Source organism: Kocuria palustris (assembly GCF_007666205.1).
Taxonomy (GTDB): domain Bacteria; phylum Actinomycetota; class Actinomycetes; order Actinomycetales; family Micrococcaceae; genus Kocuria; species Kocuria palustris_A.
This window is the reverse complement of sequence record NZ_VDOR01000010.1, coordinates 1-13424: the sequence shown is the minus strand read 5'-3', so window position 1 is coordinate 13424 and position 13424 is coordinate 1. Positions and strand designations below refer to the sequence as shown.

Below are 13424 nucleotides of genomic sequence, written 5' to 3'. Positions count from 1 at the left end.
TGTCTCCTTCGGTGGTGATGCCTCGGGCGCAGATCGTCCGAGGCTCCTGACGCCGGCCCGGCGGCAGCGGGTCGGGCGAGGGGCTGATGCGGGCTCGGGACGTCTGCTCAGCCCTGGCTCCGCGCCCATTCGACAGCCGCCTCGGGGGCGAGATCGAGGCTGCGCAGCGTCTGGGCGTTGAGGGCGACCACGACCGTGGAGGCGCCCATGAGCAGCGCGCCGACGGCCATCGGCATGACGAACCCGATCGGGGCCAGCACGCCGGCCGCCAGGGGCACCGAGATCAGGTTGTACCCGGCGGCCCACCACAGGTTCTGCACCATCTTCCGGTACGAGGCCCGCGAGAGCCGCACGACCGAGACCACCGCGCGGGGGTCGTCGGAGGCCAGGATGATCCCCGCCGAGGCGATGGCCACATCGGTCCCGGCGCCGATGGCGAGCCCGACGTCCGACTGGGCGAGGGCCGGCGCGTCGTTCACCCCGTCGCCGACCATCGCGACCTTCTTCCCCTGCTCCTGCAGCTGCCGGACGCGGCTGCTCTTGTCCTCGGGGCGGACCTGGGCCTCGATGCGATCGATGCCGAGATCGCGGCCGACGGCCTCGGCGACGCTGCGGGCGTCGCCGGTCAGCATCGCGGTCTCGATCCCCAGGTCGTGCAGGGCCTGGATCGCCTCGCGGGCCGCGGGGCGGACCTCATCGGCCAGGGCCAGCGCCCCGGCGACCCGGCCGTCGACCAGCACGTGCAGGACGGTGCGCCCATCGCGCTCCCAGTCCTCGCTCGGCAGCGGCTGCACGTCGGCCCGGCTCAGCAGCGCGGGGCCGCCCACGCGGACGTCGGCGCCGTCCACGGACGCCGAGACGCCGACCGCGGTCGCGCTGTCGTGCTCGGCGGCATGCGGCACCTCTGCGCCGCGCTCCTCCGCCGAGGCCACGATGGCCCGCGCCAGCGGATGCTGGCTCTGCGCCTCGGCCGCGGCCGCGAGAGCCACGAGCCGGTCCTCGTCGATCTCCGACGGCGCGTCGGGGGCCAGCCGCACGTCGAGCACCGCCGGCTCGCCGCGGGTCAGCGTGCCGGTCTTGTCGAACACGACGGTGTCGACGGTGCGGACGCCCTCGAGAGCCTGCCGGTCGGAGACCAGGACCCCCTGGCGCGCGGCCCGGCCGGTCGAGATCGAGACGACCAGCGGGATCGCCAGGCCGAGGGCATGGGGGCAGGCGATGACCAGGACGGTGACGACGCGGACCAGGGCCGTCGCGGGCGTGTCGAAGATCAGCCACACGACGGCGGTGATCGCCGCGGTGATGAGCGCGAACCAGAACAGCAGGTTCGCCGCCTTGTCGGCCAGGCGCTGGGCCCGCGTGGAAGAGGACTGGGCATCCTCGACCAGGCGCTGGATGCCGGCCAGGGCCGTGTTCTCGCCGATCTCGGTGACCTCGAGGGTCAGGGGCCGGTCGGTGGCCACCGTGCCGGCCACGACCCGCTCCCCCGCGCCGCGGGTCACGGGGATCGACTCGCCGGTGACCATGGACTCGTCGACGTCGGCCTCGCCCTCGGTCACCGCGCCGTCGGCGGGGATGCGCCCGCCCGGGCGCACCAGCACCCGATCGCCGACGGCCAGCTCCGACGGCGCCACGGTGCGGGTCGAGCCGTCGGGCTCGAGGACCTCCGCCTCATCGGGCAGCAGGGCCGCGAGCTCGTCGAGCGCGCTCGAGGTGCGGGCCAGCGAGGCCATCTCGACCCAGTGCCCCAGCAGCATGATCACGACCAGCAGCGCCAGCTCCCACCAGAACTCCAGGTCCGCCGGCAGCAGTCCGAGGTGGCTGCCCCACGACGCCAGGAAGGCCACCGAGATGCCCAGGCCGATCAGGGTCATCATGCCGGGCTTGCGCTGCCGGAGCTCGTCGACCGCCCCCGTCAGGAACGGGCGGCCGCCCCAGACGTAGAGCACCGTGCCGAGCACCACAGGAGTCCAGGTGACGAGCAGGCTGTCCGGCAGCTCGTAGCCCACCAGGTGGGCGAAGCTGCCGCTGAGCAGGATCGTGGGGATCGAGATCACCAGGGAGATCCAGAACAGGCGGCGGAACATGGCCACGTGGTCGTGTCCGCCGTGACCGCCATGGCCGCTGTGCCCCTCGTGGCCGTCGTGCGCGTGGTGGCCGACGTCGCCTGCAGGCCCGGGGCTCTCTCCGGGGCCGCCGTGCCCCGAGCGCTCTTCGCGGTGATCGCCGGGGTGGTCGACGGCGTGGGCTCCGGACGCGGGCGAGGCCCCCTCCCGATGCTGTGCGTGTGGATCTGTCATCACTGCCTCCTCACCCTCGACTGTACCCCCCAGGGGTATATTTGGCGAGGGTTGCCGGGCCTTGCACGGCGCCGACTGGCGCCGCGCCCGGCTCAGGGCAGGCGCCAGAACTCCCCGGTCAGTCCGCGCTCCTCGAGCAGCTGCTGGTTGTGCGCGGCGGAGTGCGGCTCGAAGTCCGGGTCGAGCCGGTCGCCGTACCAGGCCTGCGCGAGGCTCCAGACGGTGGTCGCCTCCGCGATGAAGCCGCGGCCCGGTGCGTGCCCGCGGGTCCACTGCTCGGCATGATCGCGGGAGCAGAACAGCCGGATCATGGTGCAGGTGCCGACGACGTCGTCCCACCACTGGACGGCAAGCCTGGGGAAGCGGACGGCGAGCTCGGCGGGCGGCGGGGTCGTCGGCCCGGCGACGACGGAGAGGTGCTCGGCGCACTGCGGGCAGGCCGTGTCGATGCGCACGTCGAGCCCGAGGGCGGCGCTGATGCCGAACGAGTCCCAGGCGCAGCCGCCCCACCACCGGCGGTCGTCGCGGCCGTCGAGCGGGGTCACGACGAAGGCCATGGGCGCGGCGGTGAACGGGTGGGCCATCCGGATGGCGTCGCCCTCCGCGTCGAGCACCAGCGCATGGGCATCGGCGAGCTCGTGCAGCCGGCGCCGCACCCGCTCCGGGGCGTCGCCGGTCCGGCGGGCGAGCTCCCCGACGGAGGGGGCTCTGCCCTCGGCGGCCAGGGCCGCGTAGACGAGGTCGCGGATGCGCCGGGCCTCGGGCGCATGCATGGGGTCGTGGTGGGTCGTGTCGGTCGTGGGATCGGTGTCGGTCGTGGGATCGGTCATGGCCCGATCGTCGTGGACGGTCCGTCCGGGCGTCTTGTACGTTCCTTGCATGGTCGAGCACGTGCGCGCATGGCATCCGGACGTGCCCTCGCTGCGCGAGGTGTACCACGCCCGGTTCGCGCACGCGTACCCGATGCACACCCACGACGACTGGGCCGTGATGCTCGTCGACGACGGCGCGGTGGCCTACGACCTCGGCCGCGGCTCCCACTGCGCGATGTCGGCGGCCCTGACCCTCCTCCCGCCCGGGATCCCGCACGACGGACGCCCGGCGGTCGAGGGCACGGGCTATCGGAAGCGGGTGCTCTACCTCGAGGCCGGCTGGCTGCCGCAGGAGGTCCGGGGGCTCGCGGCCGACCGGCCGACGCTTCCCGGTCCCCTCGCGGTCGCCGCCGCGCGCCGGGTGCATCGAGCGCTGCAGGAGCCGGGCGATCCGATGGCGGCCGAGCACTGGCTGCTCGCGGTCCGCGATCACGTCCTGCGGCACCTGGGCAGGCCCGCGCCCGTCGTGCGCGATGCCCCGCTGGCCCGGCGGCTGCGGGCGCTGCTCGACGACCGCCTGACGGAGTCGTTCACGATCACCGAGGCCGCCGCGCAGCTCGGCGCGCACCCGAGCCACCTGGTCCGGGTGTTCTCCCGGACCTACGGCATCGCCCCGCACCAGTACCAGATCAGCCGCCGCGTGGACCTGGCCCGGCACCTGCTCCTGGACGGCCACCGACCGGCCGAGACGGCGGCGCTGGCCGGGTTCCACGATCAGTCGCACCTGGCCCGGCACTTCCGACGGGTGCTGGGCACCGCCCCCTCGACGTTCACGGGGCAGGCCGGACGGCACCCCCGGGGGCCATCGAAGAATGGGACATGTCCCTGATCCGCTGATAGCCTCGCGTGAACCGCATCACTGACGACACGGGGGCCCCGCATGCAGCCGCAGACCATCGGACTGGCGATCCTGCTCCTGGGGGTGCTGGCCGTGGCGGGCATGCTCGTCCGGGCGAGCTGGGGCCTCACCCAGCGGCTGTTCCTCCCCGTCTCGATCATCGCCGGCTTCCTGGGGCTCCTCCTGGGGCCGCAGGTCCTGGGGCGGATCGCCGATGCGGCGGGGCTCGACGCGCTCGTCGAGGGCGGGATCTTCGGCCCCGACGTCATGGCGGTGTGGGCCGAGCTGCCGGGCCTGCTGATCAGCGTGGTCTTCGCCACGCTCTTCCTGGGCAGCCGCATCCCCTCCCCCCGGCGAGCCGTCAGGCTGCTCGGCCCCCAGCTGTCCCTGGGCGTGACCTTCGCCTCGGGCCAGTACGTGATCGGCCTGCTGCTCGTGGTCCTGCTGCTCGCCCCGGTCTTCGGCGTCAGCCCCATGTTCGGCGCGCTGATCGAGATCGGCTTCGAGGGCGGGCACGGCACCGCCGCGGGCATGGCCCCGGTCATGACGGAGCTCGGCTTCGAGGAGGGCGGCGACCTGGCGCTGGCGATGGCCACCGTCGGCATCCTGACCGGCGTGATCGTCGGCGTCTTCGCCGTGAACTGGGCCGCGCGCAAGGGCCACGCCACCGCACTGGACGCCGATGCCGAGATGCCCGTGTGGGAGCGCCGCGGACTGCACGCCGGCGACGGCAAGCCCTCGGCCGGCCGGGAGACCACGCGCACGGCAGCCGTCGAGACCCTGACGCTGCACGTCGGCGTCGTCGCGCTCGCGGTCCTGATCGGCCAGCTGATGCTCTCGGCGCTGCAGGCGATCGAGGCCGCGCTGTGGGCCGACACGGTCGAGATCTTCGCCTACGTCCCCCTGTTCCCGCTGGCCATGCTGGGCGGCGTGCTGATCCAGGTCGTGCTCGACCGGTTCGACACCGTGGGGCTGATCGACCGCGGCATCATGGAGCGCATCCAGGGCCTGTCGCTCGACCTGCTGATCATCGCCGCGCTGGCCACGCTGTCCCTGACCGCGATCGCCGACAACTTCGCCCCGTTCGCGATCCTGGCCGCGGCCGGCATCGTGTGGAACGTGTTCGTGCTGTTCGTGCTGGCGCCGCGGTTCATCCGCTCCTACTGGTTCGAGCGCGGCCTGGGCGATTTCGGGCAGTCCATGGGCGTGACCGCCACCGGCCTCATGCTCATGCGCATGGCCGACCCCGAGGCGAAGACCCCGGCCTACGAGTCCTTCGGCTACAAGCAGCTCGTCTTCGAGCCGTTCTTCGGCGGCGGGCTGATCACGGCGGCATCGATCCCCCTGATCGTGCAGTTCGGCCCCTACCCGCTGCTGGGGATCATGGCCGTGCTGCTGATCGCGGCGGTGCTCACGGGCCTGTTCTACTTCGGCCGCAATCCGACCTTCGACCTCGGGACGACCGACCGCTCCGGCGCCTGAGCCCGCCGGCTGCGCCGTCGGTCCCGCGCGGGATCATGGGCGCATGAGCGATCCGCAGATGATCCAGGTGCGCGGCGCCCGCGTGCACAACCTCAAGGACATCGACGTCGACGTCCCCCTGAACCGGCTCGTCGGCATCGCCGGGGTCTCGGGATCGGGCAAGTCGTCGCTGGCCATGGGCGTGCTGTACGCGGAGGGCTCGCGGCGCTACGTCGAGGCGCTGTCCACCTACACGCGCCGCAGGATGGGCCAGGCCGCCCGCGCGGACGTCGAGCGGGTGACGCACGTGCCCGCGGCGCTCGCACTGCGGCAGCGCCCGGGCGTCCCGGGGGTGCGCTCCACCTTCGGCACCTCCACGGAGCTGCTCAACGCGGTGCGGCTGATGTTCTCCCGGCTCGCCGCGCACGTGTGCCCCAACGGCCATCGGCACGAGCCCACCCTGGACGTGGCCGCCGAGGTCCCGCTCGTGTGCCCGGAGTGCGGCGTGGAGTTCACCCCGCCGGGCGCGGAGGCCCTGGCCTTCAACTCCGCGGGCGCCTGCCCCGAGTGCCAGGGGACCGGCGTGATCCGGCAGGTCGACGACGCCGCGCTGATCCGGGATCCGGACCTGTCGATCGACGACGGCGCCGTGATCCCCTGGCGCATGTTCGGCTTCAACGTCCAGCCCGACATCGTCCGGGAGTTCGGCGTGCGCACGGACGTGCCGTGGCGCGAGCTCGAGGACTGGGAGAAGGACATCGTCCTGGACGGCCCGGAGGAGAAGAAGCACATCGTCGTGACCACCAAGAAGGGCGTCACCGACCTCGACTTCACCTTCCGCAGCGCCCGGCTGACCGTGACGGAGGAGCTCAAGCGCGCGTCGGACGAGAAGCGCCTGGCCCGGGTCGAGCGCTTCCTGGACGAGCTGACCTGCCCGCAGTGCCAGGGCACGCGCCTGTCCCCGCAGGCCCGCGCACCCCGGATCGGCGAGCTCGGCCTGGCCGATGCCACCGCGATGACCCTGGACGAGCTCGCCGCATGGGCCGAGGGCGTCCCCGAGACCCTGCCCCGGGACATGCGCTCCATGGCCCGGGCGCTGACCGACGCCCTGGGGCACATGGCGCGGCGCCTGCTCGACCTGGGGCTGGGCTATCTCGCCCTGGACCGCGCGGCCGCCACGCTGTCCACCGGCGAGCGCCAGCGCGTCCAGCTCGCCCGATCCGTGCGCAATGAGACCACCGGAGTGCTCTACGTCCTGGACGAGCCGTCCATCGGCCTGCATCCGTCGAACATCCGCGGCCTGCAGGGCGTGATCGAGGACCTGCTGGACGAGGGGAACTCGGTCGTGATGGTCGATCACGACCCCCTGGTCCTGCGCGCCGCGGATCACCTGATCGAGATCGGCCCGGGCTCCGGGCACGACGGCGGCGAGGTCGTCGCCCAGGGCACGGCCCGGGAGCTCGATGCGGACCCGGACTCGCAGATCGGCGGGTTCCTGACGGGGCGCTCGCGGATCAGCGTGCGGGAGCCCGCCGATGCCCAGGAGACCTTCGCCCACGGCAGCATCCGGCTGTCCACCGGACCCGTCCACACGGTCCGCGCCCTGGAGGCGCGGATCCCCCGCGGCCGGCTCACGGCCGTCACCGGGGTCTCCGGCTCCGGCAAGACCACGCTGGTCCTCGAATCGCTCGTCCCCGCCCTGCAGGCCCGGGATCGCAGCGAGCGCCCGGCCCACGTGGCGTCGCTCGAGGCCGAGGGGATCGAGCGCGTCACCGTGGTGGACGCCTCGCCCATCGGGATCAACGTGCGCTCCACCGTGGCCACGTACACCGGGATCCTGGACGAGCTGCGCCGCGCCTGGGCCCGTCTGGACTCCGCGCGGGAGGCCGGGCTGACAGCGGGCGACTTCTCCTACAACACCGGCTCGCTGCGCTGCCCGCGCTGCGAGGGCACCGGTCAGATCACGCTCGACGTCCAGTTCCTTCCCGACGTCGAGATCGACTGCCCGGACTGCGACGGCCGCCGCTACGCCCCGGAGGCCGCCGAGCATCGCCGCGCCTCCGGCTCCGCATCTGCCCCCGGCTCAGCGTCTGCCCCCGGCTCCGCCGGCCAGGGGCTGTCGCTGCCCGAGGTCCTGGCGCTGACCGTCGTGCAGGCGCTCGAGCACGCCGGCGACCTGCCGAAGGTGCGCCGGCGCCTGGAGTCCCTGCGCGACGTCGGGCTCGGCTATCTGACCCTGGGCGAGGCCACCCCCGCCCTGTCCGGCGGCGAGTCCCAGCGCCTGCGCCTGGTCAGCGAGCTGGGCCGCACCCAGGCCGGGACGCTGTTCGTCTTCGACGAGCCCACGGTCGGGCTGCACCCGCTCGACGTCGAGGTGCTGCTGGGCGTCCTCCAGCGGCTCATCGACCAGGGCGGCACCGTGCTGGTGATCGAGCACGACCTCGACATGATCGCCAATGCCGACCACGTGATCGACATGGGCCCGGGCGGCGGCCAGGACGGCGGACGGGTCGTGGCCGCGGGCACGCCTGCGCAGATCGCCCGGGAGCCGGACAGCACCACCGGCGCGCACCTGAAGGACGTCCTCGCCTCCGGCTGACCCGGGCCCGGAGTGATCCGAGCCGTCAGCGGGCCGGGCGCCCGCCGGTCAGCTGCACGAGCCCGACGATCCCCACCGGGATCAGCAGGAACCCGGCGAGCCCGCTGAAGCCGACCGCCGCCAGGATCAGCCCGGCGCCCGCGCCGCCCAGGGCCCCGGAGAGATTCATCAGCGTGTCGGACAGTCCCTGGATGCGAGGACGCCGTGCGGGCACCCCGGCGCGGCTGACCAGCACCGACCCCGCGACCGTCGAGCCCGACCAGCCGAGCCCCAGCAGGATCAGGCTCGCGGTCACCACGCCGGAGGACTCCGCGCCGAGGAGCGAGAGAGCCAGCGCCGCCGCCAGCAGGACCTGCCCCAGCAGCACCGTGGAGCGGGCTCCCGCCCGGTCCGTCAGGATGCCGAAGACCGGGGAGAGCCCGTACATCCCGGCGATGTGGAGGCTGATCGTCAGGCCGATGATGCTCAGCGAGGCCCCGTGGTCCTGCAGGTGCACGGGCGTCATGGACATGAGCGAGACCATCACCGCGTGGCTCAGCGCCACGGTGAGCACCGCGCGCCACGGGCTCGCCGACGGGCTGTCCGACGGCTCCGCGGGCCCTGCCGCGCGCTGCTGCGCGGCGCCGCGAGCGCGGGCCGTCAGCAGCGGGTCCGGACGCAGGCCCGTCAGGTAGACGGCGGCCGCCAGCAGCTGCGCCGCGGCGGTGATCGCGAGGGCGCCCGTCAGCGGGGGCATGCCCAGCCAGCCGCCCAGCGTCTCCCCCGGGCCCAGCAGATTCGGCCCGGCGACGGCTCCGATCGCTGTCGACCACACGACCAGGGACAGGTCCCTGCCGCGGCTGCCCGCCGAGGCCAGATCCGTGGCCGCGAACCGCGACTGGAGGTTCACCGCCTGCGCGGCGCCGATCAGCAGGATGCCGGCCAGCAGCAGGACCAGGCTGCCCGCCGCCGCGGCCGTCACGGCCAGGACCGCCCCGACCACCGCGGTGAGCGCGCCGGCGCTCAGGGAGCGTCGGCGCCCCCGTGCCTGGGCGAGACCCGCCAGCGGCATCGCGAAGACGGCGGCCCCCAGCGTGCTCATGGTCGCGGCCATCCCCGACCACGCGGACGATCCGGAGATCTCGGTGATCAGCAGGGCCCCGAGGCTCAAGGTCGCTCCGGTGCCGAGCCCACCCAGGATCTGTCCCAGCACGAGCACCAGAACGATGCGCCGCTGGGTGACCCCTGCCGCCCCCGATCCGCCGGCCGCCGACCGCTGCTGCACCGCCATCATCCGCGCCTCCGTCGTCGTGCCTGCCGATGGCCGTCCTGCCCGATCACGGATCCTGTCGATCACCGGAAGCCCCCAGACCCAGTGGAGCTCCCAGGAGATCGGCGAGATGAGCAGTATCACCGCAGCGGGCGGCGGAGAAGGAGTGGGCCCTGTGGGGATCGAACCCACGACCCATGGATTACTGGGTCCGGACGCCACTGGTAGACCGCGCAGTCATCCTCACCTGGTTGTGGCTTGGCGCCGTTGGCATCTCCCCCACGGTTGAGGTTCGCCCCCAGCTTGCTGCGGCAAGCCTCAGCCTGCTGGAAGGCGAACAAAGGTCTGAGCAGGCCGGTCTCAATCCAGAGAGGCCAGCAGATCCGCGCAGGCGATCTCGCAGCGCCGGCACGCCTCCGCGCAGACCCGGCAATGCTCATGCATATCCACGTGCTTTTCGCACTCTTCGGCGCAGGACCGGCACGCCGTCCGGCACGTTTCGAGCGCGGCGCGGTTGACGTCGATGTTGTTGCCGGTCTGGCGGGAGAGCACCCTCCCGGTGGTCTCGCAGAGGTCGGCGCAGTCCAGGTTCAGACGGATGCACTGGGTCAGCTCCGCGACCATGTCCTCGGCCAGGCAGGCGTCGGCGCAGGCGGTGCAGGTCTGCGCGCACTCGAAGCAGGCCTCGATGCATTCGGCCAGTTTCTGGGTGTCGATGCCGCCGAGATCCTTCGGGTACGTCTCCAGCATCGAGCTCACGTGATGAGTCATGGTCTCGCTCCTTCTGTCGATCCGAACGGAGCGGGCTGGTAGGCATCAACCCGCTCCGTTAACCGTAGACAGTGATCGGCGAGAGGCGGAAGAGCGAAGCCATGAAGAGTTCGTGAAGACGCGAGAGCCAGAACACTGTGCCCTTCGCGCCTACTGGGCGGGCTGAAGCTCGCTCTCGACGAACCACTTGTGGTTGGTCATCTCCATGCCGTCCATCTCGACGTCGACCATGTACACGGTCTCCTCGGTCGAGCTCTCGATCGTCGCCTCGGCGCCGTTCATGCCGGGCATGTGATCGGCATTCAGCACGACCTCGGTGCCCTCCGGCAGCGGTGCCTCACCGGGGTTCTCCAGTTCCTCGTGCACGACCCACTTGTGGTCGACGACGGGCTCGCCACCATCTGTGGGCGTGTAGCTCACCGAGTAGGCCGTCGTGTCGAAGGCACCCGAGATCGTCGCCTCTGACCCCGCCATGCCGGGCATGTGGTCAGCGGTGAGAACCGCCGTCGAGTCGATCGGATAGGTGGGATCGGCTGCGGTCTCGATGCCCTCGGGCGGGGGCCCGCCCTCGGGATTGTGCCCGGCCATACCCCCGGAACCATGATCCATGCCCATGCCCATGTCCATATTCGATGACTCGGACGATGTCGACGGCGCAGCCGCCGCCTCGGACGCCGTCTGCGAGGGCGCGGGTTGTGCGTCTTCCTCCTCCGCGGTGCCTCCGCAGGCGGTCAGCGCGAGCATGCTCGCCGCTGCGGTAGCGGCCATGCTGGTAGTCCAGATGGACTTCTTCATCTCGTCTCCTTCGTTGATGTTCCTTCAGGCGTGGATGGCCTGAAAGTCTCTATGCCAACCCTGCGACAACAGACTGGCGAAGAATTGATGGCCACGCTGACGACCCGGGTCAGGTCTGATTCTTTGCCCATTCAACCGACCCCTCAGCGGTGAGGTCGAGGCCGCGCAGCGTCTGCGCATTGAGCGCAACCACCACCGTGGAGGCGCCCATGAGCAGCGCGCCGATGGCCATGGGCATGACGAACCCGATGGGGGCCAGCACACCGGCTGCCAGCGGCACCGAGATCAAGTTGTAGCCGGCAGCCCACCAGAGGTTCTGCACCATCTTGCGGTAGGAGGCGCGCGAGAGCCGCACGACCGAGACCACCGCGCGCGGATCCTCGGAGGCGAGGATGATCCCGGCCGAGGCGATCGCGACGTCGGTTCCGGCGCCGATCGCGAGCCCGACATCGGCCTGGGCCAGAGCCGGAGCATCGTTCACACCATCGCCGACCATCGCGACCTTCTTGCCCTGTTCCTGCAACTGGCGGACCCGGGCGCTCTTCTCCTCGGGACGGACCTGAGCCTCGATGCGGTCGATGCCCAATTCGCGGCCAACGGCCTCGGCTACGTTGTGGGCATCGCCGGTCAGCATCGCCGTCTCGATCCCCAGGTGGTGCAGGGCCTCGATCGCCTCGCGGGCGGCCGGACGGACCTCGTCGGCCAAGGCTAGGGCCCCGGCAACTCGGCCCTCTACGAGGACATGCAGAACGATCCGCCCGTCCTGAGCCCATTCATCGGTGGACAGCGGCTCCACACCGGCCTGGCTGAGCAGTGCGGGGCCACCGACGCGGATGTCGGTGCCCTCGACGGTGGCCGAGACGCCGACCGCGGTCGCGCTGTCGTGGCCGGTGGCCTGCGGCACGGCAAGGTTGCGGTCTTGTGCGGCGGCCACGATCGCCCGCGCCAGAGGGTGCTGGCTCTGCGCTTCGGTCGCGGCCGCGAGGGCCACAAGACGGTCCTCGTTCATGCCCGCCGGGGCGTTTGGTGCCAGCTGCACGCCCAGCAGAGCGGGCTCGCCGAGGGTGAGGGTGCCGGTCTTGTCGAAGACGACGGTGTCGATGCTGCGCACGAGCTCAAGGGCCTTGCGGTCCGAGACGAGGATGCCCTGGCGGGCGGCCCGTCCGGTCGAGATCGAGACGACCAGCGGGATCGCAAGCCCCAGAGCGTGGGGACAGGCGATGACCAGGACGGTGACAACACGGACCAGCGCCATGCTGGGTGTGCCGAGGATCGCCCACACGACGGCGGTGATCGCGGCAGCGAGGAGGGCGAACCAGAACAGCAGGTTCGCCGCCTTGTCGGCGAGGCGCTGGGCGCGGGTCGAGGAAGACTGAGCGTCCTGGACCAGACGCTGGATGCCGGCCAGCGCCGTGTTCTCGCCGATCTCGGTGACCTGGAGGGTGAATGGCCGATCGGTCGCCACAGTGCCGGCCACGACCCGGTCGCCCCGCCCGCGCAGGACGGGGACCGACTCACCGGTGACCATGGACTCGTCGATGTCGGCCTCGCCCTCGATCACCTCACCATCGGCGGGGATGCGTCCGCCCGGGCGGACAAGCACGCGGTCGCCGACGGCGAGGTCCGAGGGCGCGACCGTGCGCGTCGAGCCGTCAGGGTCAAGCACCTCAGCCTCGTCGGGCAGCAGGGCCGCGAGCTCATCGAGCGCGTTGGAGGTGCGGGCCAGAGACGCCATCTCGACCCAGTGCCCCAGCAGCATGATCACAACCAGCAGCGCCAGCTCCCACCAGAACTCCAGGTCCGGTGGCAGCAGCCCGAGGTGGCTGCCCCAGGATGCGAAGAACGCCACCGAGATGCCCAGGGTGATCAGGGTCATCATGCCGGGTTTGCGCTGCCGGAGTTCGTCGACCGCACCGGTCAGGAACGGGCGGCCGCCCCAGACGTAGAGCACGGTGCCGAGGATCACGGGGACCCAGGTGATCAGTGCGTTGTCCGGCAACTGGTAGCCCAGCAGGTGCGCGAAGCTGCCGCTGAGAAAGATCGTGGGGATCGAGATGACCAGGGAGATCCAGAACAAGCGGCGGAACATGGCGACGTGGTCATGTCCACCATGGCCTCCATGGTCACCGTTTCCCTCGTGGCCGCCGTCACCCGAGTGCTCGTCCTGGGAATCGTGGGGGTGATCGGGGGTGGGGGCCTCGCGCAAGGGCGAGGTTCCACCATGGTGGTGGGCGTGCGAATCCGTCATAGTTGCCTCCTCATTCTCGACAGTACCCCCCCGGGGGTATGTTTGGCGAGGAGTTTCCGGGAAGTTGTAATGCTTCCTAAGCCCACCCCGGCCACCAGGGCGGGCAGGTAGTGGATAGCGGTCAACCCGATCAGAGCCAGCCCCCGAGCTGCGTCGATGCCGCTCAGCCGCTTCCGCGACAGAGCCGCGCCTTCGGCGCTCATCGCCGGGACCATCTCCTGGCGCTTAGATGTAAGAGGGCATGACGTTATTGGCAGGGGCCGGGACGCGTGAGGCCGGGGGATGATCGCC

General features: G+C 71.7%; 9 protein-coding genes. 3 read left to right on the top strand and 6 right to left on the bottom strand.

From position 1 onward, the window contains the following. Window positions 1-107: 107 nt before the first annotated feature. Together FSY66_RS09645 and FSY66_RS09640 are read right to left on the bottom strand one after the other, a co-directional pair. A complete protein-coding gene (locus FSY66_RS09645) occupies window positions 108-2300 on the bottom strand; it encodes a heavy metal translocating P-type ATPase (RefSeq protein WP_144794344.1) in 2193 nt (730 codons plus the stop codon). Window positions 2301-2392: 92 nt separating this feature from the next. Next, on the bottom strand, window positions 2393-3130 hold the full coding sequence (locus FSY66_RS09640) for an alkylmercury lyase family protein (RefSeq protein ID WP_260853629.1): 738 nt from the start codon (window positions 3128-3130) through the stop codon (window positions 2393-2395). Window positions 3131-3179: 49 nt separating this feature from the next. Between FSY66_RS09640 and FSY66_RS09635 the strand changes: the two genes are divergently transcribed. From FSY66_RS09635 to FSY66_RS09625, 3 genes are read left to right on the top strand one after another with little or no spacing between them, the layout of a single operon-like run. Beyond that, window positions 3180-4001 (top strand): helix-turn-helix transcriptional regulator, encoded by an 822-nt coding sequence (locus FSY66_RS09635; protein ID WP_144794341.1) that lies wholly within the window; start codon window positions 3180-3182, stop codon window positions 3999-4001. A 51-nt stretch (window positions 4002-4052) separates the two neighbouring features. Further along, a complete protein-coding gene (locus FSY66_RS09630) occupies window positions 4053-5492 on the top strand; it encodes a sodium/glutamate symporter (RefSeq protein WP_144794338.1) in 1440 nt (479 codons plus the stop codon). A gap of 43 nt (window positions 5493-5535) precedes the next feature. Beyond that, window positions 5536-8070, top strand: a complete 2535-nt coding sequence (locus FSY66_RS09625; RefSeq protein WP_144794335.1) for an excinuclease ABC subunit UvrA — start codon at window positions 5536-5538, stop codon at window positions 8068-8070. Window positions 8071-8095: 25 nt separating this feature from the next. Here the strand turns inward: FSY66_RS09625 and FSY66_RS09620 are convergent, their stop codons facing one another. The 4 genes from FSY66_RS09620 to FSY66_RS09605 all read right to left on the bottom strand — a co-directional run bounded on the left by FSY66_RS09620 (window position 8096) and on the right by FSY66_RS09605 (window position 13133). Beyond that, a complete protein-coding gene (locus FSY66_RS09620) occupies window positions 8096-9340 on the bottom strand; it encodes an MFS transporter (RefSeq protein WP_144794466.1) in 1245 nt (414 codons plus the stop codon). A gap of 339 nt (window positions 9341-9679) precedes the next feature. Continuing rightward, window positions 9680-10090 carry a four-helix bundle copper-binding protein gene (locus FSY66_RS09615; RefSeq protein ID WP_006214730.1) on the bottom strand — a complete coding sequence of 137 codons (411 nt, stop codon included), beginning with the start codon at window positions 10088-10090 and terminating at the stop codon, window positions 9680-9682. 150 nt (window positions 10091-10240) lie between these two features. After that, the gene (locus FSY66_RS09610) at window positions 10241-10885 is read right to left on the bottom strand and encodes a YdhK family protein (protein WP_144794331.1); all 645 of its coding nucleotides are present in this window, start codon (window positions 10883-10885) and stop codon (window positions 10241-10243) included. Window positions 10886-10994: 109 nt separating this feature from the next. Beyond that, window positions 10995-13133: a heavy metal translocating P-type ATPase gene (locus FSY66_RS09605; RefSeq protein ID WP_144794327.1), complete on the bottom strand. Its 2139-nt coding sequence runs from the start codon at window positions 13131-13133 to the stop codon at window positions 10995-10997. Window positions 13134-13424 lie beyond the last annotated feature (291 nt).

Coding starts and splice junctions, on each gene's coding strand:
- FSY66_RS09625 (WP_144794335.1), top strand. CDS start 5,536: ATGAGCGATCCGCAGATGATCCAGGTGCGCGGCGCCCGCGTGCACAAC.
- FSY66_RS09605 (WP_144794327.1), bottom strand. CDS start 13,133: ATGACGGATTCGCACGCCCACCACCATGGTGGAACCTCGCCCTTGCGC.
- FSY66_RS09640 (WP_260853629.1), bottom strand. CDS start 3,130: ATGACCGATCCCACGACCGACACCGATCCCACGACCGACACGACCCAC.
- FSY66_RS09635 (WP_144794341.1), top strand. CDS start 3,180: ATGGTCGAGCACGTGCGCGCATGGCATCCGGACGTGCCCTCGCTGCGC.
- FSY66_RS09645 (WP_144794344.1), bottom strand. CDS start 2,300: ATGACAGATCCACACGCACAGCATCGGGAGGGGGCCTCGCCCGCGTCC.
- FSY66_RS09615 (WP_006214730.1), bottom strand. CDS start 10,090: ATGACTCATCACGTGAGCTCGATGCTGGAGACGTACCCGAAGGATCTC.
- FSY66_RS09620 (WP_144794466.1), bottom strand. CDS start 9,340: ATGGCGGTGCAGCAGCGGTCGGCGGCCGGCGGATCGGGGGCGGCAGGG.
- FSY66_RS09610 (WP_144794331.1), bottom strand. CDS start 10,885: ATGAAGAAGTCCATCTGGACTACCAGCATGGCCGCTACCGCAGCGGCG.
- FSY66_RS09630 (WP_144794338.1), top strand. CDS start 4,053: ATGCAGCCGCAGACCATCGGACTGGCGATCCTGCTCCTGGGGGTGCTG.